Origin of the sequence: Acetivibrio saccincola (assembly GCF_002844395.1) — a bacterium.
Classification (GTDB): domain Bacteria; phylum Bacillota; class Clostridia; order Acetivibrionales; family Acetivibrionaceae; genus Herbivorax; species Herbivorax saccincola.
The window spans coordinates 365,113-386,828 of record NZ_CP025197.1 but is presented as its reverse complement, the minus strand read 5'-3'; the positions used below and the strand labels follow the sequence as shown (position 1 = coordinate 386,828).

16 protein-coding genes and 1 pseudogene are annotated in these 21,716 nt (G+C 36.8%); 6 read left to right on the top strand and 11 right to left on the bottom strand.

Annotated elements, in window-relative coordinates; all coding sequences use genetic code 11:
- Nucleotides 1-141: 141 nt before the first annotated feature.
- The 5 genes and pseudogenes from HVS_RS01835 to HVS_RS01815 form a co-directional block, all read right to left on the bottom strand.
- Nucleotides 142-372: a glutaredoxin family protein gene (locus tag HVS_RS01835; protein ID WP_101298754.1), complete on the bottom strand. Its 231-nt coding sequence runs from the start codon at nt 370-372 to the stop codon at nt 142-144.
- 13 nt (nt 373-385) lie between these two features.
- Entirely contained in the window at nt 386-1,270 is an 885-nt protein-coding gene (locus HVS_RS01830; protein WP_101298753.1) for an NAD(P)/FAD-dependent oxidoreductase, read from the bottom strand.
- Between the two features lie 121 nt (nt 1,271-1,391).
- Nucleotides 1,392-2,693 (bottom strand): annotated as a pseudogene (gene trxB / locus HVS_RS01825) (thioredoxin-disulfide reductase).
- A 49-nt stretch (nt 2,694-2,742) separates the two neighbouring features.
- Complete coding sequence (locus HVS_RS01820) at nt 2,743-3,561, bottom strand: TlpA disulfide reductase family protein (RefSeq protein ID WP_101298752.1); 819 nt, start codon at nt 3,559-3,561, stop codon at nt 2,743-2,745.
- A 195-nt stretch (nt 3,562-3,756) separates the two neighbouring features.
- Entirely contained in the window at nt 3,757-4,449 is a 693-nt protein-coding gene (locus HVS_RS01815) for a cytochrome c biogenesis CcdA family protein (protein ID WP_101298751.1), read from the bottom strand.
- Between the two features lie 233 nt (nt 4,450-4,682).
- On the opposite strand from HVS_RS01815, the gene HVS_RS01810 reads away from it, so the two are divergent.
- The 4 genes from HVS_RS01810 (at nt 4,683) to sleB (ending at nt 6,558) form a co-directional block, all read left to right on the top strand.
- The gene (locus tag HVS_RS01810; protein ID WP_101298750.1) at nt 4,683-5,009 is read left to right on the top strand and encodes a membrane trafficking protein; all 327 of its coding nucleotides are present in this window, start codon (nt 4,683-4,685) and stop codon (nt 5,007-5,009) included.
- A 44-nt stretch (nt 5,010-5,053) separates the two neighbouring features.
- Entirely contained in the window at nt 5,054-5,452 is a 399-nt protein-coding gene (locus HVS_RS01805) for a hypothetical protein (RefSeq protein WP_101298749.1), read from the top strand.
- 13 nt (nt 5,453-5,465) lie between these two features.
- Nucleotides 5,466-5,768 (top strand): hypothetical protein, encoded by a 303-nt coding sequence (locus HVS_RS01800; protein ID WP_101298748.1) that lies wholly within the window; start codon nt 5,466-5,468, stop codon nt 5,766-5,768.
- A gap of 97 nt (nt 5,769-5,865) precedes the next feature.
- Nucleotides 5,866-6,558 carry a spore cortex-lytic enzyme gene (gene sleB / locus HVS_RS01795; protein WP_101298747.1) on the top strand — a complete coding sequence of 231 codons (693 nt, stop codon included), beginning with the start codon at nt 5,866-5,868 and terminating at the stop codon, nt 6,556-6,558.
- 45 nt (nt 6,559-6,603) lie between these two features.
- On the opposite strand, the gene HVS_RS01790 is transcribed toward sleB, so the two are convergent.
- From HVS_RS01790 to HVS_RS01780, 3 genes are all read right to left on the bottom strand, one after another.
- A complete protein-coding gene (locus HVS_RS01790) occupies nt 6,604-7,506 on the bottom strand; it encodes a hypothetical protein (RefSeq protein ID WP_101298746.1) in 903 nt (300 codons plus the stop codon).
- A gap of 61 nt (nt 7,507-7,567) precedes the next feature.
- Nucleotides 7,568-9,724, bottom strand: a complete 2,157-nt coding sequence (locus tag HVS_RS01785) for a Tex family protein (protein ID WP_101298745.1) — start codon at nt 9,722-9,724, stop codon at nt 7,568-7,570.
- Between the two features lie 162 nt (nt 9,725-9,886).
- Complete coding sequence (locus HVS_RS01780) at nt 9,887-12,340, bottom strand: mannose-1-phosphate guanyltransferase (RefSeq protein ID WP_101298744.1); 2,454 nt, start codon at nt 12,338-12,340, stop codon at nt 9,887-9,889.
- A 597-nt stretch (nt 12,341-12,937) separates the two neighbouring features.
- Here HVS_RS01780 and HVS_RS01775 point away from each other — a divergent pair.
- Complete coding sequence (locus HVS_RS01775) at nt 12,938-14,023, top strand: peptidoglycan-binding domain-containing protein (RefSeq protein WP_101298743.1); 1,086 nt, start codon at nt 12,938-12,940, stop codon at nt 14,021-14,023.
- Nucleotides 14,024-14,122: 99 nt separating this feature from the next.
- Nucleotides 14,123-15,334, top strand: coding sequence for an NAD(P)/FAD-dependent oxidoreductase (locus tag HVS_RS01770; RefSeq protein ID WP_242971637.1), 1,212 nt, complete (start codon nt 14,123-14,125; stop codon nt 15,332-15,334).
- A gap of 231 nt (nt 15,335-15,565) precedes the next feature.
- Here HVS_RS01770 and HVS_RS01765 read toward each other — a convergent pair whose 3' ends face one another.
- From HVS_RS01765 to HVS_RS01755, 3 genes are read right to left on the bottom strand one after another with little or no spacing between them, the layout of a single operon-like run.
- Nucleotides 15,566-17,041, bottom strand: a complete 1,476-nt coding sequence (locus tag HVS_RS01765; RefSeq protein ID WP_101298741.1) for a S41 family peptidase — start codon at nt 17,039-17,041, stop codon at nt 15,566-15,568.
- Nucleotides 17,042-17,077: 36 nt separating this feature from the next.
- Nucleotides 17,078-18,631 carry an S-layer homology domain-containing protein gene (locus HVS_RS01760; RefSeq protein WP_101298740.1) on the bottom strand — a complete coding sequence of 518 codons (1,554 nt, stop codon included), beginning with the start codon at nt 18,629-18,631 and terminating at the stop codon, nt 17,078-17,080.
- Between the two features lie 14 nt (nt 18,632-18,645).
- A complete protein-coding gene (locus tag HVS_RS01755) occupies nt 18,646-21,615 on the bottom strand; it encodes an S-layer homology domain-containing protein (protein ID WP_242971636.1) in 2,970 nt (989 codons plus the stop codon).
- Between the last annotated feature and the right edge of the window lie 101 nt (nt 21,616-21,716).

The window sequence follows — 21,716 nt, the reverse complement described above, 5'->3', positions numbered from 1 at the left end:
TTACATCTGTTATTCAATCAAATCTGAGGGCATCAACAATTTTAATTACATTTCGGTAAAAAATTTATTAAAAAAAGACTGTGCACTAATTTATAGCGCTACAGTCCTTTTGTCCTATTAAAAATATAAAGCTCCTTTAAATTATCCTGAAATCAGGCTGTCAAGCCTTGCTTTATCAAAACCTACTATTATTTCACCGTTTACATCAATTACAGGAACGCCTCTTTGACCGGATTTGTTAATCATTTCCATAGCTGCATCCCTGTCCTTTGAAACGTCAAATTCCTCATATTGAACATTTTTCCCGTCAAGATACTTTTTTGCCTGTATGCAATACGGACATGTTGGTGTTGAATAAATTTTAACGTTCATTGTAAAACCTCCTTTAGTTTTGTTGTTGTAAACTCCTTACATACTCTATGATTTTCCTGCCTGCAACGGCTCCCTGACCAACAGCCGTTGATATCTGTTTAAAAGCTCCTGTACAGTCCCCTGCTGCAAAAACCCCCGGAATGTTTGTCTGCTGATTTTCATCCACTTCTATAGCATTATTATCGGTGATAATTCCAAGTTTTCTTGCAAAATCTGCGCTTGAAGGGCTTTCATAAGCTACAAACAAACCGTCAATATCCTCACTGGTTCCGTCTTTAAAAAATATTTTCTGTAAAGCTTCTGCACCGTCAAGCCTGTATATTGGCTTGGTAACTATATTAAACCTTTGGGCTTCTTCCTGGTATTTTCCCTTTGCTTCAAGCTCTTTTCCATTTGTAAATATGGTTATGTCCTTTGTAAATGCCTCCAATTCAATTGCTTCATGAACAGCAAAGTCGCTGTAGCCTAATACACCTACCTTAAGGTTGTTGTAGAAAAAACCATCACATGTACTGCAATAGCTTACACCCCTGCCTTCAAAATTTTCTAAATTCTCTATCCTCACTTTTTTTTGCGGCTGACCTGTAGCTATTAGTACTGCTTTACCTTCATACTGCCCCTCTGAAGTAAAAACTTTAAAATTTTCATCCTGCTCTATTGAAATAACCTTATCATTGAGTATTTCAACCCCTAGTCTTGCTGCCTGTTTTTCCCCCTCTTCTAAAAGCTTTTTGCCGCTTATCACCTCAGAAAAGCCATAATAGTTTTCTATTTTTTCCGCTTTTTTAAGGGAGCTGTCATTTTGCCCTATTACCAGGGTTTTTAAATTTGATCTTACAGTATATAAGGAGGCTGATATACCTGCAGGACCTTTCCCTATTATTATCACATCATACATATTTTATTATCCCCTTGTTTATTTTTTTGTCTGGTATAATTTGGAAATTTTGGTGTTTTTGGTTCACCAAATTGTTTCTCGCTGCATTTTATATTTATTGTATATTTTGAGTGAATATTTTTCAAGCCTTGCCGGCAAAAATAAGCTGTTTTTCCGCTAAATACTTCTCCACAATAACACCTGCCACCACTCCGTCACCTGTAGCAGTAGCTATCTGTCTCACTTTTTTCTCCCTGACATCCCCCACTGCAAATACTCCGGGAATGTTTGTCTGCATATCTTCATCAGTAATAATATATCCCCGCTCATTCATTTTTACTTTACCTTTAAGAAAATCTGTCTTAGGTTCCATTCCAATGTATACAAAAACCCCGTCTGTTTCAATTTCCTGCGTTTCCTTTGTATTCACATTTTCTATTAATACCGCCTTTACAAAATTCTCTCCTATAATCTTTTTCACTTGGCTGTTCCAAATAATGCTTATATTTGGGTTTTTGAACAATTCTTCCTGAGCCGCTTTTGAAGCTTGAAAATGGTCCAGCTGATGAATAAGGGTAACGTGCTTTACATACCTGGTTAAAAAAACAGCTTCTTCAACGGCAGAGTTACCCCCGCCCACTACAATAACATTTGCATCCTAGTACATAGCCCCGTCACATGTGGCACAATAATGTACACCACGCCCTCTGAACTCCCTTTCTCCTTCTGCAGGAAGTTTTCTGGGGGTAGCGCCTGTTGCAATAATAACCGACTTTGCATAATAGTCGGTGTCATCTGTTTTTACAAACTTTTCTTCTCCTTCTAAGTTTAATTCAGATACTTCCTTCATATCATCTATAATTGCCCCAAAGTCCTCTGCTTGTTTTTTCATATTGTCCATTAAATCTATACCCCTTACCACCCCGTTTGTGCCAGGGTAGTTTGCCACGTGAAAAGTTGATGCCACCTGCCCGCCAACAAGCCCTTCATCCACAACCACCGTAAACAGCTTTGCACGGGCAGTATATATAGCCGCTGACAGTCCGGCAGGTCCCCCGCCTAAAATCAGCACATCACAATATACCTTTTCCCTTTCCTTCCTTGAGCAAATGCCCCCGATGACGTTTTCAACCCCGGCCCTAAGTTCAGGATTGCTTATATACCCGTTCAGCCTTGAACATACCTCTTTGCCGTCTCTAAAGAGAAGCACTGTAGGGCTGCTCATAACATTGAGTTTTTCTGCCAGTTCCCTGTTGTGCTGACGGTATATTTTCACAAACTTTATTTTGTCACTATACCTTTCAAAAGTCCTTTCAAAAACAGGTGCAAAGGCATAACAGGGCGGGCAGTCATCGGAATAGAAATAGAGAATTACAGGTAAATCACTTTTAAGAACCACATCTTCAAAGTCTTCAGCATTGATGTATAAAATACCGTTTTTCATAACACACCTCTCCATAAATGTTTATTAAGTTCCGGTTTGTTATAAAGTTCTATTTATATGTTTCAATTGCCTTCAAAATAAAATCTTTATTTACCATTCCTGAAATACCGTCTATAATATATCCTTCTTTGTCTATAAAATATGTTGTAGGTATACTCCTTATACCATAACTTTGGGCAGCAAACCCCTCTGTATCAAACAGAACCGGAAGGGTAAACCCGTTTTTATTTATAAATTCTCTGGCTACCTCTTCTGTCTCCCCCCTGTATCCGTTTGTCAAATTAACAGTTAGTATAACCACATTGTCATCTTCCTTAAGCTCCTTGTTTACACTGTCAAAATCCGGCATTTCAGCAATGCACGGCGGGCACCAGGAAGCCCAGAAATTTAAAATAACAAGTTTTCCCCTGAAGTCTGAAAGGGAAACCTCATCCCCGTTAAAGTCCTTAAGTGTAAAGTCAATGGATTTAATCCTGTTTGGATTTACATCTTCATTTACACCTTTATTTGTATCTTCGTTTGCATCTTCATTTACATCTTTATTAATACCTTCGTTTGCACCTTCATTTACACCTTTGTTTGTATCTTCGTTTACACCTTCGTCTGTGCCTTCATTTATATCTTCATTCTCGTCCGCATTTACATCTTCATCCCTTTGCCTTGCATCCTCGCCTGCATCATTATCGGCAATTTTTGTATTTTCTTTATCTTCTTTGTCTTTAAAAAACATATCTGTAACAACGGAATTAGCATCACCAATGTAATTGTAAATAAAATAGGAAGAGGCTATCAGAACAACTAATACAGCCAGCCATACAATTACCTTCTTTTTTGCATCCACAGTATTTTCATTCTTTTTGTTATCCATAATATCTCCCTTTCATATAAATTTTAATATATTAACTTTTATAAATTATAACTTATTAAATTTAATAATTTTTAACTTATTAACTTGTACATAAATATACATGTTACACACGGATTTACACATTAATGCATATACAATTTATCATATATAAATTATCCAATATACATTTATTCATATATATAAATATATGGATGTTTAAAAATTAAATCTAATTAAATCAAAAAACATAGCAACTCCAAAAGCCACCAGCAAAATGCCGGAAACGGTTTTTATTTTATTGCTGTGTTTTTTTATAAAGTTAAAAGCACCTTTAAGGCTTTCAAACATTAGCGCTGATATTATAAAGGGAAGCCCAATCCCTGCTGAATAAACAAGGAGTAATGTTATTCCGCTTAGTATAGTCTCAAGATTTGCAGCTTTAGCTAAAACAGCACCTAATATTGGTCCTGTGCACTGGGTCCAGCTAAATCCAAAAACCATCCCTAAAAGGGCAGAACTAAAGAATTTTAAATTGTTAAACTGATAATTCAATCTTCTTTCTTTCATTAAAAATTTAAAATTTAGCATACCCATATAGGATAACCCGAATATAATAATTAAAATGCTGCTTACTTTTCGCAAAATATCGTTATTCCTACTTAAAAAACCTCCTATAAAGGTGGCGCTGGCTCCTAATACGGTAAATAGCACGGTAAATCCCAATACAAAACCTAATGAATTAATTAAAAGCCTCCTTTTATTTTTCCCATTACCGTCCTCATGCTTTAAATCCCCTTCTGAATCCGCTCCCATAAGGTAAAAGAAGTAAACGGGTATAAGAGGTAAAACACATGGTGATATAAATGTAGAAATTCCCTCTATAAAAGCAAGTAAATAAAGTTTAAACAATAAAACTCACCCTTTTCAAAAGTTTAGCCCTAACTTCCTTATAACATTAGATACCACTTTCTTTTTAATTCTAACACCTTTATTTTAAATTTTTTTAAATTAATATTTAAATAATTATTTAAATAAAATAATGTTCTAATTATACACGTTACTAAATATAAATAAAACAAATAAAGCAAATAAAAACCTGTAAAAAATAAAGAAATATATTTTTAACAGAAAGGATTGATTACATGAACGATTCATTTAATAAAAAACTGTCAGAACTTTTGGGAAAGATGGATGAAAGAATACTTAAGGCAAAGATTAATTCCGCCCTTGAAATGTTGAACAACGGTGAGTACGAAGAAATTGCAAAAAAGATTAATAAAATGGACAAAGACGAATTAATTGAAAAAATGGACAGCTTTGATGTATCAAAATTAAAAGGTTTAAATATCAACAAAGAGGAAATAAAGCAAAAAATTAATTCTGCTGATATTGATAGACTGGCAAGGCTTATTGGGGAAAAAGGAGATATACTTGCTGAAAAATTTAAAGAATTACTAAGCCAAATTTAATTTGTTTTAAAAAACGTACCTTAACAGGGAGGCGGATTTGTCCTATGAATAACAATTTCAACAATAATGTAAAACAGTTAGGGGATATTTTAGCCAATGAAAATATATCAGAAAGCCTTATAAATATACTTTCTCTCTTGGCTAATTCCTCTAAAAAAGAAAAACCTCCTGAAGAGACAGAGAAAGAAAACCACCATAAAGACAGCCAAAATAATCAAAAAAACAAATCAGAGGAAGATTTTTATAATAATGATGAATTGGTGCGTAAAGTAAAAAGTATAATGAATGATGCAAACAGCCTTAACGATCCTAGAATTAATCTTTTAACTGCAATAAAACCCTTTTTAAACAGCAGCAGGCAAAAAAAGGTGGGGGATTGCATAAAACTATTTCAAATGTTTCACTTAAGCAACGTAATGGCAGATATTGAAAAAAGCATGTGAAGGGGGGACTGAGATGCTATATAGTATGCTTCCTAGGTACAGAAGGTACCCCTTAAAAAGACCACGCAGCTTTATGTATAATAAATCTTCCCCCGGCAGTGATGCAAAAAAAATAGATGATATCCCTCTCCCAAATGAAGCTGATACCGTGAGAAAAAAAAGTAAGGGGTTGTCCCTTACCGATTTTCTCTCAAGACGCTTTCAAATTGATGAAATAATATTGCTTGGATTAATTTTTTTACTTTTAGAAGAAAAAATAAATGATGATTTTTTATTGATAATACTCATATACCTTCTGATTGCCGGAATGAATTAAAATATCCTCCTTTGTTTTTATTTTTTGCATTAATAATAATTTCACTAAAAAAAAGACAAAATAGATACTGCAAGTAATAACAAAGGAGGATGGTTTTTTGCGCAAAAGAAATTTATTAGCAAGCATAATACTTATTATCACATCGATACTTGCAGGTACACTATATACTTATAAAGACGGTATTTTTGATTTGTACAGGTACAGCCGCAGTGCTGTATCCTATTACGGCTCAAGAAGCCAGGAAGTTGTAGAAATTCAAACCCGGCTAAAAAAATGGGGATACTATGACGGAAAAATAGACGGGGTTTATGGTATAAAAACTTACAGGGCAGTAAGAAAATTTCAGGCCAAAAACGGTTTAAAAGTGGACGGGGTAGCGGGCTCACAAACTTTGGCAGCACTGGGCATCCCCACAGGCAGTACCGGACAGAGCTCAGACAACAACAATTTAAATCTGCTGGCACATATAATACATGGTGAAGCAAGGGGTGAGCCATATGTGGGTCAGGTGGCTGTGGGAGCAGTTATACTAAACCGTGTACGGGACAGCAGGTTCCCCAATACCATCGCAGGCGTTATCTACCAGCCTGGAGCCTTTGAAGCAGTAGCTGACGGACAAATTAATCTTCCTCCTAATGAAACTTCATATAAGGCAGCCCGGGATGCTTTAAACGGATGGGATCCCACCGGCGGGGCAATTTACTACTACAATCCGGCAACAGCCAAAAGCAAATGGATATGGACAAGAGAGATAATCACAACTATAGGAAAACATAACTTTGCAAAGTAAAGAAATAAAAATACTAATAAAACAACCTAAAGGGGTACTTCCTCTTTAGGTTGTTTTTGTTATTATCCTCTTTTTAAACTGTTGAAACTTTGAAAACACAAATACTATTAAAATGGTAAACAGAACCGTTTTAACAACCCAATTTAACAAAATCAAAATTAAAAATCTTAAAAAACCAACTCCCTGACCTCCTGCCATAAGGGAGTTCAGCAGTATAAGCAGCAGCTGAAAAGAACAAAAAGCTACATCAAACACCACTAAAAAGGAAACTATTTCCCAAAAAAAAGTGTCTGCTGCCCTTTTCCCAATTGCAAAAGTCTTTCTTTTAAAATTAAATGTTGCAGGATACCAAAACAATATATATGTTCTAAAAAACATAAACCCAAAAAACAAAACAACAGCTGTAATTACTGTAAGCACAATAGCCAAAGGTAAAAAGTCAATTTTCCCTTCTATCTGTCCTCTTAAAACAGCTATGGCAGGAACTGTCACAACCGTCATAAACCCAATAAATAAAATGCTGTATAGTATTGTGGAAGCTGACATTAGTGACATTTTCAAAAAATGCTGCTTTATACCCGTTAAGTACTGGCTTTTTAAAAATTCAGCTTTAAAAACCCCGTCCTTGGGCCGGGCTTTTTTGGACAAAAAATTATTTAATGAATAAAAAACCGCTGAAAATATAAGTCCAAACAAAATGCCACATGCTGCTATGCCAATAATCACGTATATTAAATATTTAACCTTAAATAAATATTTAAAAGCAAGCTGGATAATATAAATTACAATTTCCAATACACTTCCGCTTTTAAGCACAGACATGCCTAAAACCAGCGGAAAGAAAATAAAATATTCTATTATACAGTAAACCAGCGTCATTAAACTGAAAATTATAACCAAATCATACCGCTTAAAAAACGGTTTAACTGCAGCTACCAACTTATCCATAAAATCTCCCCTATATATCTCCTGTCCAAAAAACTAAACTTAATTATATCACACCAAAAGGTCACCTGCAATGCCTCATAGACAGGGATATTCTCTTTCTTTTTACATCAACTTCAAGTACCCTAACCTTTACAATATCCCCCACAGCCACTATATCCATTGGGCTTTTCACATATTTATCACTTAATTCAGAAATGTGCACCAAACCATCCTGATGAACGCCTATATCAACAAAGGCACCAAAGTCAGCAACATTCCTTACGGTACCCGTCAATTCCATACCGGGTCTTAAATCCTCAATATCAAGTACATCTTTTTGAAATATTGGCTTTGGAAGCTCATCCCTTGGGTCTCTTCCAGGCTTTAACAGCTCATTCACTATGTCCCGCAAGGTAGGAACCCCAACTCCAATCTCTTCCGCCAGATTGGATATCCCCCTTTTATCCACCTCTTCTTTAAATTTGGCAAGCCTTTTTTCCTTCACATCTTCTAAAGTATACCCCATTTTCTCAATAAGCTTTTGGGCAAAATCGTAGGATTCCGGGTGCACGGAAGTATTGTCTAAAATATTGTCCCCCTCCGGTATTCTTAAAAAACCTGCACACTGTTCAAATGCCTTTTCCCCAAGTTTTTTTACTTTTTTCAGCTCTTTTCTGTTTTTAAATTTTCCGTGTATCTCTCTGTACTCCACTATATTTTTTGCAACAGTGGAATTAATACCTGAAATGTAGGACAAAAGTGAACTGGAAGCAGTGTTTAAATCTACACCAACGCTGTTTACACAGTCTTCCACCACTCCTTTTAACGTCTCTCCCAACCTTTTTTGATTCATATCATGCTGGTACTGTCCCACACCTATTGCCTTTGGATCTATCTTAACAAGCTCTGCTAAAGGGTCCTGGAGACGCCTTGCTATTGACACCGCACTTCTTAAGGAAACATCAAAATCCGGAAACTCTTCTGCTGCAAGCTTTGAAGCTGAATACACAGAAGCACCCGCTTCACTGACAACCATGTAGTATACTTCCCTGTCCAGCTCCTTTATAAGATCTGCAATAAAAATTTCCGTCTCCCTTGAAGCCGTACCGTTTCCAATGGAAATCAAATCAACATTATGCTTGTTTATTAACTCAGTGACATTTTTTTTAGCCTCTTCTGTTTTGTTTTGGGGAGGTGTGGGATAAATTACACCCACATCCAAAACCTTTCCTGTATCGTCAACAACAGCAATTTTACACCCTGTCCTGTAGGCCGGATCCACTCCCATTACTATCTTGCCCTTTACAGGAGGCTGAAGCAGAAGATTTTTTAAATTCAGTGCAAAAACCTTCATAGCCTGTTCCTGGGCAGTATCTGTAAGCTCATTTCTAACTTCCCTTTCAATTGAAGGGAAAATCAGCCGCTCATAGGAATCCTCCATAGCCTCTTCAACATATTTAGAAGCAGGCACCGGCGGGTTTTTTATAACCTTTCTTTTCAGGTATTCAAGTACCTTTTCCTTTGGCACCTCTATTTTTACCTGTAAAAACTCTTCCTTTTCACCCCTGTTTATGGCAAGAATCCTATGCCCGGGTATTTTAGAAACCGGCTCTGAAAAATCGTAATACATGTTATATACGGAATCCTCTTCCTTTTTGGCCTTTGACACAATTACCCCTGACTGGGTAAATATTTTTCTAATATCTTTTCTAAATTCAGCATTGTCAGAAATTTCTTCTGCAATAATATCCATGGCACCTTTCAGGGCTTCTTCAACGGTATTTACTTCTTTTTCAGCATTTATAAAAGTCTTTGCTATCTCTTCCACAGGGGCATTTAATGGCTCCTGGGAGAAAATCATATCCGCTAAAGGTTCAAGACCCTTTTCCCTTGCCACTGTAGCCCGGGTTCTCCTCTTTGGTCTGAAGGGTCTGTATATATCTTCAACTTCCTGCAGCGTAACAGCCTTTGAAAGATTATTTACAATATCCTCTGTAAGCTTCCCCTGCTCTTCAATTAACCTTTTAACTTCTTCCTTTCTTGCCTCTAAATTCCTTAAATAAACCAGTCTTTCATGAAATTCCCTTAAAGTCTGGTCATCCAGCTCGCCGGTCATTTCCTTTCTGTATCTTGCAATAAAGGGGATGGTATTTCCCTCATCTATTAACTTTATTGTATTTTCCGCTTGAAAAGGCTTTATATTAAACTCTTTAATCAGTGCCGAAACAATATCCGCCATCAAAAATCCTCCATTATTTCATTGTGTTCAAAATATTATTGAGTTCAAAATTTTTATTGTGTTCAAAAATTTTATAGTGCTTAAAAATTTCATTGCATGCAAATTGTTTTTTACAACAATTCTAAAAAATTATATCACAATTTTATTTCTTGTAAAAGCAGGTTATGTATTTTGGGAATTTATAATTTTCTTTATTTTTTCTATGTACTTTTCAGATATTTCCTCTGCAATTTCAGCACTTTCCCCTTCTGCATAAACCCTGCAAAGGGGCATGTCTGCATCCGGCAGCACAAGTGCCCAGCCCTTTTCAAAAATAAACTTAACCCCGTCTAATAATTCAACTTTTTCCCCTTCCTTTTCAGTTATAAGGGTTCTCATTACACGCCCTTTTAGCTCCCACGGGCAGAATATCTTTTTCTTGCTTAAATAAAACTTCGGAATTTCCTCTAAGGAATCTGTCAAAGTAGTATTTTCTACACACAAATACTCAATTATTTTCACAAGACCTGCTAAGGCGTCAAAATTAAGCAAAAATTGATTCATGTCCTTTTTATTTTTAAATAAATTGTGATTTAGCATCTGCTCCATTACTGCCTGGGGTGAAGTCTTTGTCCTAACCACTTTTCCGCCGTACTTTTCTGCTATAATTTCAATTACGGAAGGGGCAGTAATAGGCACCACCACATTGGACTCAGGGGATGTTTTAAATGTAATTAAAGATGTCAGTGCCAAAAATAAATCATCTTCTACAATGTTCCCGCACCTGTCTACAAAAACAAGCCTTTCCCCGTTGCTGTCTATATAGGCTGCAAAATTAGCATCGCTGCTTTTAATCTCATCTACAATGGCAGCATGCTCACTTAAATTTGCAGAAGAAAAACTTACAACCCTGCAGCCTAAATCCGTAAGCATGGGCACCACTGTTGATATAACAAAATCAGAAGGGGAAACAATGCAAAGCTTTGGCGGATTCTTTCTAATGGTTTCCACATCCACTTCATTTAAAATGGACTTTACATAGTAGTTTTTAAAATCAGTTATATTATTGAGCCTGCTGATTTCTTCCCCTGAGCAGCGCTTAAAGTCTTCACGGAAAAAAGAATTTTCAATTTTTCTCTCCATTACCCTGCTTATGCTGGCTCCTTTAGAGTCCATAAAATCCACTTTCAGTTTATTTGGATTGTCATCTGCATTTTTTATATGTATCCCGCCTTCTACAGAGAGAAAGCTTATTGCATGACGTGATATAGGAGTAAGCAAACTGCTTAGGTTAAAAACTTCAATTCCCACAGACAAAATACCCGATATAAAGGCGTGCTTAAACATTCTGGCCGAACTTGATGTTGTAGAGCTTACAACAATTTTTGAGCCTTTTTTTAAGACAGAGCCATAGGCAGCCCCAAGCCTTGTGGCAAACTCCGGGGTTATGTCCACATTAATAATGCCGGACAAGCCGTTTTCTCCAAAAATACCCCTGGAATACTTTGAACCCCAGATTATATTTCTGTCAACCACCGCTAAAGGCTCCACTGTTTTTTGAGGCCATATTTTAACATTAGGCTTTATAATTACCCTTTCGTTTATGATACAATTATCGCCTACCACTGCATTTTCATACACATGGACATAGTGCTTGAGATTGGAGTTGTTGCACAGTATAGCCCCCCTGATTTGAGAGCCCTTCTCTATGTAGTTGCCGTCCCACACAACACTTCTCTTTAGGGAGACATCCTCTTCAAGGACATTATTGTTCCCGATAATGCAAAAACTGTCCACCACAGCCCTTTTTTCTATCTGGCAGTTTTTACCTATGAGACAGGGGGCGTTAATTGTGGCACCAGGGTCAATTATAGTGCCGCTTCCCACAAAAACCCCTGGTTTAATCTCTTCTGCTTCCATATCTATATCAATCTTTTTTTCCAAAACATCATAATGTGCCTGGAGATATGCCCTAAGGTCTCCTATATCGCACCAGTAACCGTCAGTTACATGCCCAAAAATAGGTTCCCTTTTCTTTAGAAGCATAGGAAATAAATCCTGGCTAAAATCTGTCTTTTTATTCTTTTCAAGATATCTTAAAACCCTGGGTTCTAAAATATAAGTCCCTGTATTGACGGTATCGCTGAAAACTTCCCCCCAGCTGGGTTTTTCTAAAAAACCCTCTATATTGCCGTTTTCATTGGTTATCACCACCCCGTATTCTAAGGGGACATCAACCCTTGTAAGAACCAGTGTGGCCAGGGATTTTTTTTCTCTATGAAATTCAAGTGCCTTTGTAATATCCATATTGGTGAGGGAATCACCACTAATTACAACAAATGTTTCATCAAGAAATTCTTCAGCGTTTTTTACGCTTCCCGCTGTGCCTAAGGGAACATCTTCGGTAAAATAGTAAATATTTACCCCGAAATTTGACCCGTTGCCAAAGTAGTCTTTTATTTTTTGGGGCAAGTACGCTAAAGTAACAGCTATCTCTTTAATTCCATGTTTCCTTAAGAGGTTGATAATATGCTCCATAACTGGAACATTCACTATGGGCACCATAGGCTTGGGAATATCACAAGTAAGAGGTCTCAACCTTGAACCTTCCCCACCCGCCATAATTACAGCTTTCATCTTAAAGTTCATCCTTTCACTTTTCTGTCCATTTAATATATGACCGTTTTTTCATTGACTTATAGCAGAACAGATAAAGTAGAAATAGTTTTTAAATATATCACTTTAGCCGAACTTAGAATATATTATAACTATAATAGAAAAAATTACAATTAAATACGATATTGTAATTACGAAAAGTTATATCTGTGTAATCTAGTGATTATATCTATGTAATTTAGTAATTATGTCTATGTTATCTAGTAATTACATTTTTGTATTATAAATATATATTCAATAAAACTTAAAAAAATCCTTTTTTGTTAAGATAAAAATTTGTGTTTATTTTGCCAATTATCCTTTACTTACACCTGATAATTTTGATAGAATATACAAGGAGGCTTACTTTGTTTACTCAATATGTACATGAGTTAATAGTTAAATACATATTTTTTGTGTTTATTATGTACGTATAAAATGATACAATGTTGTTGTTGGATTCTTTAGGTTATATTATCTGGAGAATCCAGGTAAAAAGTATAAGATTAAATCTTATGCTACAAAAGATACAACTTACTGCTTGACGTAAGTGAAACACAAAAAGGGGGATCATTTTTAATGCTTAAGAAATCTGTTCTGGTTGTGTTGGTCTTGTCAGTCTTACTCATTAGCCTTTCTGCTAATATCTTGCCTGTTTCCGCTCAATCCCGGCTGCTTAAAGAAGGCATGAGTGGAAGTGATGTTACAGCATTGCAAAGAGACTTAAATACTTTAGGATACCTGAATGTAAATCCTACAGGATATTTTGGTTCCCTTACAAAGGCTGCTGTTATAAAACTGCAGGGAAGGTATGGAATTGCCCAGGACGGAATTGCAGGACCTGTTACAATGTCCCTTATAAACAGACTTATAAATGAACAGGCCAGCGCTACAAGATCCGGCGGAGGAACCATCTTAAAGGAAGGCATGAGCGGTTCTGCTGTTACAGCATTGCAGCAGGATCTAAAAACACTGGGTTACTTCCATGTAAATCCCACAGGATATTTTGGAAGCCTTACAAAAAGTGCTGTAATAAAGCTTCAGGCAGATAACGGCATTGCCCAGGACGGAATTGCAGGACCTGTTACAATGTCGGTGATAAACAGGCTTTTAAATGGTAAGAGTGCTGCAAGCCAAATTACACCAGCTACAAGATCAAGTTCTGGTTCAGCAACAAAAGGAAACTATCTGGTTTCATGGTTTGGAGGAGCAGAAAATATCTTCTCTATAGGAAGCACAGCTCAGGTTTATGACATTTGGAGCGGGCGCACATTTAATATAAAAAGGACATATGGGTACAACCATGCAGACGTAGAAACCCTTACTGCAGAAGATACAAAAATATTGCTTCAAATATACGGTGGAGCATGGAGCTGGGCCAGAAGACCTGTTATTGTTACGGTAAACGGGCGTAAAATGGCAGCTTCCATGGCAGGTATGCCTCACGCAGGTGTAGACAGTGTAGCTGCAAATGCATACATACAATCCAGAAGCGGGGGATATGGTCCCGGCTACAACTTAGATGCGGTAAAGGGCAATAATATGGATGGTGTCTTTGATATCCATTTCTTAAACAGCAAAACCCACGGAACAAACAGGGTGGACACCAACCACCAGAATGCTGTTAAAACTGCTGCAGAATGGGCAGAGAAAAACAATTTTTAAGTATAAAATACTAAAAAGGGCACCTCAGGTGCCTTTTTTAGATATTTTTTATGACTTTTTTAATATACGGTAATAAAGATACACAGTACTAAGGGCGGGGTGATTTTTTTGCGCTACGTAATTTTGGGAAATGGTGCTGCAGGAATCTCTGCTGCAGAAACTCTCAGAAGTTTAGATGAATTAAGCGAAATAACAATAATAAGTGAAGAAAATGTACCTACATACACTAAATTTTTGCTCCCTGACTATGTGGGGGGGAGACTTCCCAGAGAAAAACTTTTTTTAAGAAGCATGAAAAATTATGAAGAAAATAAAATCAATCTTATGCTTAATAAAAAAGTTGATAAAATTGATGTAGAAAACAAGTGCATAAAACTTAACTGCGGAACTATAGTAGAATACGACAAACTTCTTGCTGCCACCGGTGCAAAACCTGTAATTCCTAAAATTGACGGGTTGGAAAACTCAGATTACCTTACCATAAACACCATTACCGATGCAGATATTATAAGAAACAGGGCATCTGCAGGAAAAAACGCGGTGATAGTAGGCGGGGGGCTTACAGGTGTGGAAACAGCCTATGCTTTAAAAAACCTTGGTATGAACACCACCATCGTGGAAAGGGAAGACTCTATACTTCCCCAGCACTTAGACAGTATGGGTTCAGAAATTTTTATAAACCAGGTGCAGGAAGACGGCATAGATGTTTTGCTTTCTAAAAACATGGTATTTGTATCTTCTGGAGAAGAAAAATATGTGGAGTTTTCAGACGGGGAAAAAATAAAATATGATATGTTGGTTATAGCCATAGGAACAAGACCCTGCCTTGACATATTTGAAGGAACGGAAATTAAGTGTCAGAGGGGTGTTCTTGTAAACCGGTATTTAGAATCATCAGTTAAAGATGTTTATGCAGCGGGAGACGTATCAGAATCCCAAAGTTACCAGGCAAGGGGATATGTTTCAGGGTACATATGGTCAAATGCCCTTACCCAGGGTAAATGTGCTGCTTTTAATATGGCGGGTCAGCCAAAAGAATTTACAACTTCTGAAGCTGCCAGCAGCGCCGTCAGGCTCAGGGACGTGCCCCTTATTTCAATGGGACTTGTAAAGCCCGATGAAAAGGATTTTGAGGTGGTAGTAGAGCTTGACAAAGAATCCAATATGTATAAAAAGATTGTTTTAAAGGACAATAAGGTTAAGGGAATGATTTTTATAGGTGATGTGAAAACCGGAAATATAATTGCAGATTACATTCGGAAATATAAAGATATTTCTGACATTAAGCACCTGATTTTCTCCGGCAGCTGATAGCTTTTTTGTAAAATGAATTGATTTTTGTAACATTTTCCAATGATTTTTTGTGCATTAAGATTAAATGCATTAAGATTTAAAACATTAAGAAAATTAAATAACATTAAGAAAAAAGTATATATAAGAAAGGTGGTATAATGAATTTTATCATTTTACCACCTTATAAATTTCTTTGTTTATTTAAATATGTTTTTATATTTTTTCCCTGTATTTCTTAGACTTTTGGAGTCAAAATCTGGATGACAGTATTTTTACCGCTTGGTAATATTGAAGGTCCTGTTCGGGTATAACTTTTTGAAACTTTGCATTTAAAACATCCTGGGTTGAAAAGTCAAGCACACCATAAGGATAGAGACCTGAATCCTTTTGAAATTCAGCAATGGATTTAAAAGTTATTTCATCCATAAAACCATCCATATTGCCAACTTCATACCCGAGTAAAACCAACATTTTTTTTGCATTATAAACATCAATGCTTTCTGAGCCCAAGCCTGGCTTATCAGTTTTACTTAATAAGCTGATTGTGCTTACATCAACACCCTTTATCACATTTTCCACAAATACATCCGGTTCTAAGCCTACCCCGTCTATCATTCTTCCCTTGGGTGTATAGTATCTTCCCACCGTCATTTTTATCCACCCGATTATTTCATTATCCGGCGGGTAAAATTTATGTTTTTTCAATATATCATATGCATTTATAAAACTTGTTCCGTACTCATCTTTGTACTTCTTATAAGCCTTTGGTGTTATAATGGGAAAAATGCTTTGAACTTTAGCCTTTCCGTATGTCTTTGTTCCCACTAAAATTCCCGCTTCCCTGTCCTGTATAGCACCGGCCAGTATTTCAGATGCACTGGCACTCATTTCATTTACCAGCACCACCAGTTCATATTTGGGCTTTAAAAGTTTTGAAGTATATATCTGATCCCTTTCAGACTCTGACTTAAACTCCAAGCGGGTAATAAGACCTATAGGCACAAATTTCTCGGCAATTGCAACTGCCTGACCCACTTCCCCGCCAGGATTATCCCTTAAATCAAGTATTATTTTCTTTATATTGTTTTCATCCATCTCCTTTAAAGCTTCGTTAATAAAGCTTTTGGCGTTGGAGTTAAAGGTTTCAAGCTTAATGTAGCCAATATCATTTTCTATTCTGTACTCACCGGGTTCTATTTTTATTTCTTCCCTTACAACTTCAATTTCTATAAGCTGGCTCATATTTTCCCTGACTATCCCAAGGGTCACCGTTGTTCCCTCTTCACCTTTTATCATTGAAGCCACTTCATCAGCGTTTTTATTGGAAACATCCACACCATCCACTTTTTTAATGATATCTCCTTTTTTAATACCTGCTCTCTCTGCAGGTGAGGATTTAAACACTTTTACAATAACTATTTCCTCATCTGATCTGTTAAAGGAGATTCCTATTCCCTTATAAGTACCTTCAATATCATTTAAGTAGTCCTCTGCCTCTTCCTTTGTGTAGTACAGGGTATAATCATCCATGGTATCAAACATGCCCCTTAAGGCACCTTCTAAAAGCTCTTCTCTGGATATATCCCCACTGTAACTATCCTCTATCATATCCATAACACTGTTAAAATAGTCTGAGTCTAGGTACCCGTCCTCTGCAAAGCTTACTCCTGTCATTAAAAAACAAACCATCATTGTAATTGCTACCATTAATTTTACTTTTTTCATAAATTGCTCCCCCTTTTTAATAATGTTCTAAATGTTTTAATAGTTGATTATTCTTTCCCTATAATCTTTCTTCAAATCTTCCCTCATATAATTTATGTATTTATTAATTATAACTGCAGCCCTGCCTTTAGTAATATACTCCATAGGTTTTAAATACCCTCTTTCATCCCCTATTATTAATCCTATTTTTTGTGCAACATAAACTGAATTTCTTGCATACTTGGGAATATCGCTGTTATCTTTAAAAATAGTAATGGCGCCATCCTGCGGGGCAAGATTTTCTAAACCTAATGTACTGATGATAATGGTTATGGCATCAGCTGTAGTAATATAATCTTCAGGATAAAACCTTCCATCCCCTCTTCCGCTTATTATCCCCCTATCAAAGGCACTGTTTATGCTGTCATAGTATTTATGATTTTTGGAAACATCAAAAAACCTCTGGGTTGTTTCCTCTTCATTATTTCTATTATTGGTATTCACCCGCCTATTTACCCTTGAATCAACCAACGCCGGGTCTTGCGGCACTTCCCTGGCTGCCCTCACAATGGCATCTGCAAACTCTGCCCTGGTCATAACCTCCTGAGGATTAAACCTTGAAGCATCTCCTGTAAAAACCTCAAGGCTGTAAAGTGCCATTATGTCCCTGTACGCCCAGTGCCCCCTTAAATGGTTCAAATCAGGTACAAGGAGTCTTTTACTTGAAGGAAATGTTTCTATTTGTAAACTGTCCTTTATTTCAACTATCCTGTCTGTAGATATTCCCTCTGAATCAAATTCAGGAAGCCTTGCTGTATACTGAAGAACACTGTTGTTGTGCTGGGTCTCAAGAAACCCTCCCTCAAAACTTATGGTCTGAGGCTCATTTTCAACATACCGCATGTTTTGGCTCGTTGTTGTGGACAGGGTAACACTTGCAGTGCCCCCCCATTTATCTGTATAATCACCTGTTGTGCTTTGGCTTTGAATAACATAGTCTAATATCTGGGTTTCAGCTGTGCCCCAGTACTGGTTGTATCCATAAAACTCCCCTGAAATATCCACAGTTACAGTGCGGCCGCCGGCACCATTTCCCAAACGATACGTCTTTCTGCCCCACATATTCCCTGCATAGTAGTCCACAGCAGGCTTTGAATGCTTTATATTTGTCTTTGTGTAGTCATAGTTTTCAAGTCTGTACATTTCATTTCCAATTCTTATTATTTCGCTGTACCCGTCATTTAACCTTGTCTCCTCTATTGTTTGACCTTTTTCCTTTTCACTCAGTGTGGTGCTGTGTGACAGGGCTCTGTTTAAAGTTGCAGAATATTCAGCATTGCTAAGCCTGTAGGTATAATTTGTAGTCATTACATTTTCCCCTGTGTTCCTGTCCTGCCTTAAATTTTTGGTAATTGTAACGGTTCCCTCAAATACTATAGGCTCACCTGTTATAAATACCACTTCTTTGTACTCAAAAGTGGTTCTCCCTGGCGCCTGACCGGAGGAAATCCCTCCTTCATAACCTGAATCCCCAATTCTTGCTGAACTAATTTCCATTATACCAAATATAAGTATTAAAATCAAAACAATACTCATTAGTTTTTTTAACATATTGCATCCCCTCTTTATTCGGCAAATATAATGTATCCCTCTTCACTGTCTTCTCTCTTAAGCACCCTTACCCTGTCGCCTGTCTTTAAATCTGACGCCTTTGCAACGGTGTTATTTTTTAAAATAATGCTGTTATTTAAAATATTGATATTTATAATTCTGTCTTTTGTATCTTCCCACATAAAGGTTGAAGGGTTGTATTCCTTTGCATCAATGAGGGTAAATCCGTGAACCTGCTGTACTCCTAATTCTTCACCCTCTTCATTTACCGTCCTGTCAGCCACTATTTGGTATATTTCACCTTTCACGTTTACATTTCCATAAGGTGCAGTAGTTATAAGTACTGCATCGGTACCGTCTGCCAGTATATAAACAGTCCTGTCTTTAAAGCTGGATTCCCCAAAGTCCAGGAAATTTCTCTGACCGATTATACCTGTATCATCCACTATTTTGGTGTCATATGTAATTAAAAATGTCTTAGGAGTATTGAAAAATTCCCAATTTAAGCCGTCAAATCTGGAAAAGGACTCAACGGTTACACTGGTATTTCTTTCTATGGAAGCTATCCTTCCACGGTAGATATCAATAAAATCCGGATTAAACCTGTCATTTATGGCAACAATCCCTGCATAGTATTCCCCGTCCTCATAGCCCCTGCTTGCAATTATATATGCTGCATCATCTTTGGTCACACTGTTTGCAGAAACAAGCCTGTTGTCCTTTATAATTATAGTGCCTTTATTATATTTTATGTTTTTGTATTCCTTTTCTAACACAAATCCTTCAGATGTGCTCCTTAAAATGGTATCATCAAAAACAGCGGCTTCCCTGTCATTGGAATTTCTAAATGATACAATTACAGCCTTTTCCTTCTTGCCATAATCCTCCCTTGCAGCTATATATGCTTCCCTGTCTTTGAAAAGCCTTTTTACATCATCTTTATATATATTTTTGTCATTATAGACAAAGGTGCTTTCACTGTCTAACTCCATGGAATAAAAGCCCTTTTGCCCTGTCCTGTTCCATTTTCCGTTTTGGAAAACCTCCAGATTTCTCAATACAAGCCTTCCTGTAACCTCATCTAATCCATCCACTATCCCTTTGTATATATTGGAAATGTAAAGACCGCTTCCGTCAATTGTAATTTGCTTCACCTGAGTAAACCGGTCTGTAATATTTAAAATAAGCTTTACCCTGTCCCCTTCTTTTAGGGCATCATAATCTGCAACCCTTTTATTTAAAACAATAAGGGGATTATCTATTTCCAGTATTTGCTGAATACCTTCATCATACATTACAACTATGCTGCCCTGCCTTTTGGATATAATTTTACCGTACTTTGCCATGTAGTTGTCCACAGCACTTATTATTTCAATATCTCCATCATCATCAAGTTTAATATATGCAGAATCCCCGGGCTCTATATCCTCAATATCCCCTTCTCTTCCGTTTTTAAGGACTTTAATCTCCTTTGGGTTTTGATAGCTGTATGTTTTTATAAAATTAATTTTTTCTAAAGGGGATGTTCTATAGTCAAGGTTTGAATCATTGTAAAGAGTTATATATCCTAAATGAGGGTTGTTTTCCTCAACAATGCCGTTTACCACTCCCTGCTCTTTAAATCTTAAATCCACCGTTTTTATTTTTGTAACTATATTATCCCTTAAGGAAATTATTGCATCTTCACCGCCACGGATGTTTTCAATACCGCTTATCCTTCCGTCAATATAAACTTCTATGCTGTTACTTAAAACATAGGTTATATCCACATCCCTACCTTCTGAGTTAAAAGAAAAATTCCTGCTTTCAATGTCCACAGTGGGATAATTTAAATCAAAAATTTTGGAAATGTTAATGGTTCCATTTTCTATGCCGTTTATTTTTCCAACAATATATTTTGTATCAGTTGTATTTGAAATAACATTTATAAATTTAACTTTTTCATCTGAGGATACAATGTATTCAATCCTGTCTCCTTCTTCTAACAATCTGCCGTCTCCGATTGCTCCCTTTTTATATACAATAAAATCGGCATATTGACTTCTTACAGGGGAACCGGTATGTTCATTTATGCTCCCTCTTCCTTCTGAAAATTTGGCAACTATATGGTGCAGGCTGCCATTGCTGTTTCTTACGGCAAATGTATTTTTAAATATGCCGTCTCCGCCGGTATAGTCCCTTGAACTTTTTATACTCTCTATAGTACCTATTTTCTTTTCATATTCTAAAAGAGGATATATATAAGAAGAGGAGTTTTTTATTATCTGTGCCATTTGCTCCCTTGTAATTGAGGAAAGAGGTCTGAAATACCCGTTTCCCATCCCGCTCATAATGTTATTTGCCAGCGCAGCCTCTATATAAGGTACCTTGTGAGGGTCGGCAGCCGTCCAGTCCAGGAAATTATTAAATATCTCCTGCTGCTCATATACAGGCTGTATTCCAAGTGCCATAACCATCCATCTGGCAACTTCCTCTCTTGTTGCAGGACTCCTGCGGAAAAAACCTCCTTCAGGAATTTCACTTTCATCTAATGCTGTTGCATGTTCATAATCCTGCCAGGTTATAAGGTCGTCTTCCGCCGCAAGTCTTAAATATCCTAAAGACCACATGTTAAGGGCGTTTCTTTCCCTTTCATCATTAGCCTTCGCACTGTCCAGGGCTACCGCCACCCTCTGTGCCTCTTCTTCCCTTCCTGCCGCCCTGTAAATCATTGCTATGGCCTCTTCTTTTGTCACATTGTTTCTACGGCCAAAAACCCTGTTGCCATACCCTTTTATAAACCCTAAGGCACTTACTTCGTAAATGGCTTCTTTTGCCCAGGTACCTGAATTTCTCACATCATTAAAATCAATATTATTTAAAATTGCCGGAGCATTTTCAACACCTTCAAAAACCCTCTGGGGTACTTCCTGGGAATATGATGTAAAAGAAAACAGTGACAGTATTAATGATATTATGTAAAGTTTTATTATTTTTTTACGCAAAATGCAACACTACCTTTCTCCTTAAATGTTGCCCTAATTTTAAGAATACAGTCCCATTGTCTATATCGGCTAATTTTTGAGAATTTTTATTAATAATTTAT

What these genes read in the sequence shown, in the direction of transcription:
- HVS_RS01820 (WP_101298752.1), bottom strand. Translation starts at nt 3,561, where the DNA reads ATGGATAACAAAAAGAATGAAAATACTGTGGATGCAAAAAAGAAGGTA.
- HVS_RS01780 (WP_101298744.1), bottom strand. Translation starts at nt 12,340, where the DNA reads ATGAAAGCTGTAATTATGGCGGGTGGGGAAGGTTCAAGGTTGAGACCT.
- HVS_RS01810 (WP_101298750.1), top strand. Translation starts at nt 4,683, where the DNA reads ATGAACGATTCATTTAATAAAAAACTGTCAGAACTTTTGGGAAAGATG.
- HVS_RS01830 (WP_101298753.1), bottom strand. Translation starts at nt 1,270, where the DNA reads ATGTATGATGTGATAATAATAGGGAAAGGTCCTGCAGGTATATCAGCC.
- HVS_RS01775 (WP_101298743.1), top strand. Translation starts at nt 12,938, where the DNA reads ATGCTTAAGAAATCTGTTCTGGTTGTGTTGGTCTTGTCAGTCTTACTC.
- HVS_RS01760 (WP_101298740.1), bottom strand. Translation starts at nt 18,631, where the DNA reads ATGTTAAAAAAACTAATGAGTATTGTTTTGATTTTAATACTTATATTT.
- HVS_RS01805 (WP_101298749.1), top strand. Translation starts at nt 5,054, where the DNA reads ATGAATAACAATTTCAACAATAATGTAAAACAGTTAGGGGATATTTTA.
- HVS_RS01800 (WP_101298748.1), top strand. Translation starts at nt 5,466, where the DNA reads ATGCTATATAGTATGCTTCCTAGGTACAGAAGGTACCCCTTAAAAAGA.
- HVS_RS01835 (WP_101298754.1), bottom strand. Translation starts at nt 372, where the DNA reads ATGAACGTTAAAATTTATTCAACACCAACATGTCCGTATTGCATACAG.
- HVS_RS01785 (WP_101298745.1), bottom strand. Translation starts at nt 9,724, where the DNA reads ATGGCGGATATTGTTTCGGCACTGATTAAAGAGTTTAATATAAAGCCT.
- HVS_RS01765 (WP_101298741.1), bottom strand. Translation starts at nt 17,041, where the DNA reads ATGAAAAAAGTAAAATTAATGGTAGCAATTACAATGATGGTTTGTTTT.
- HVS_RS01790 (WP_101298746.1), bottom strand. Translation starts at nt 7,506, where the DNA reads ATGGATAAGTTGGTAGCTGCAGTTAAACCGTTTTTTAAGCGGTATGAT.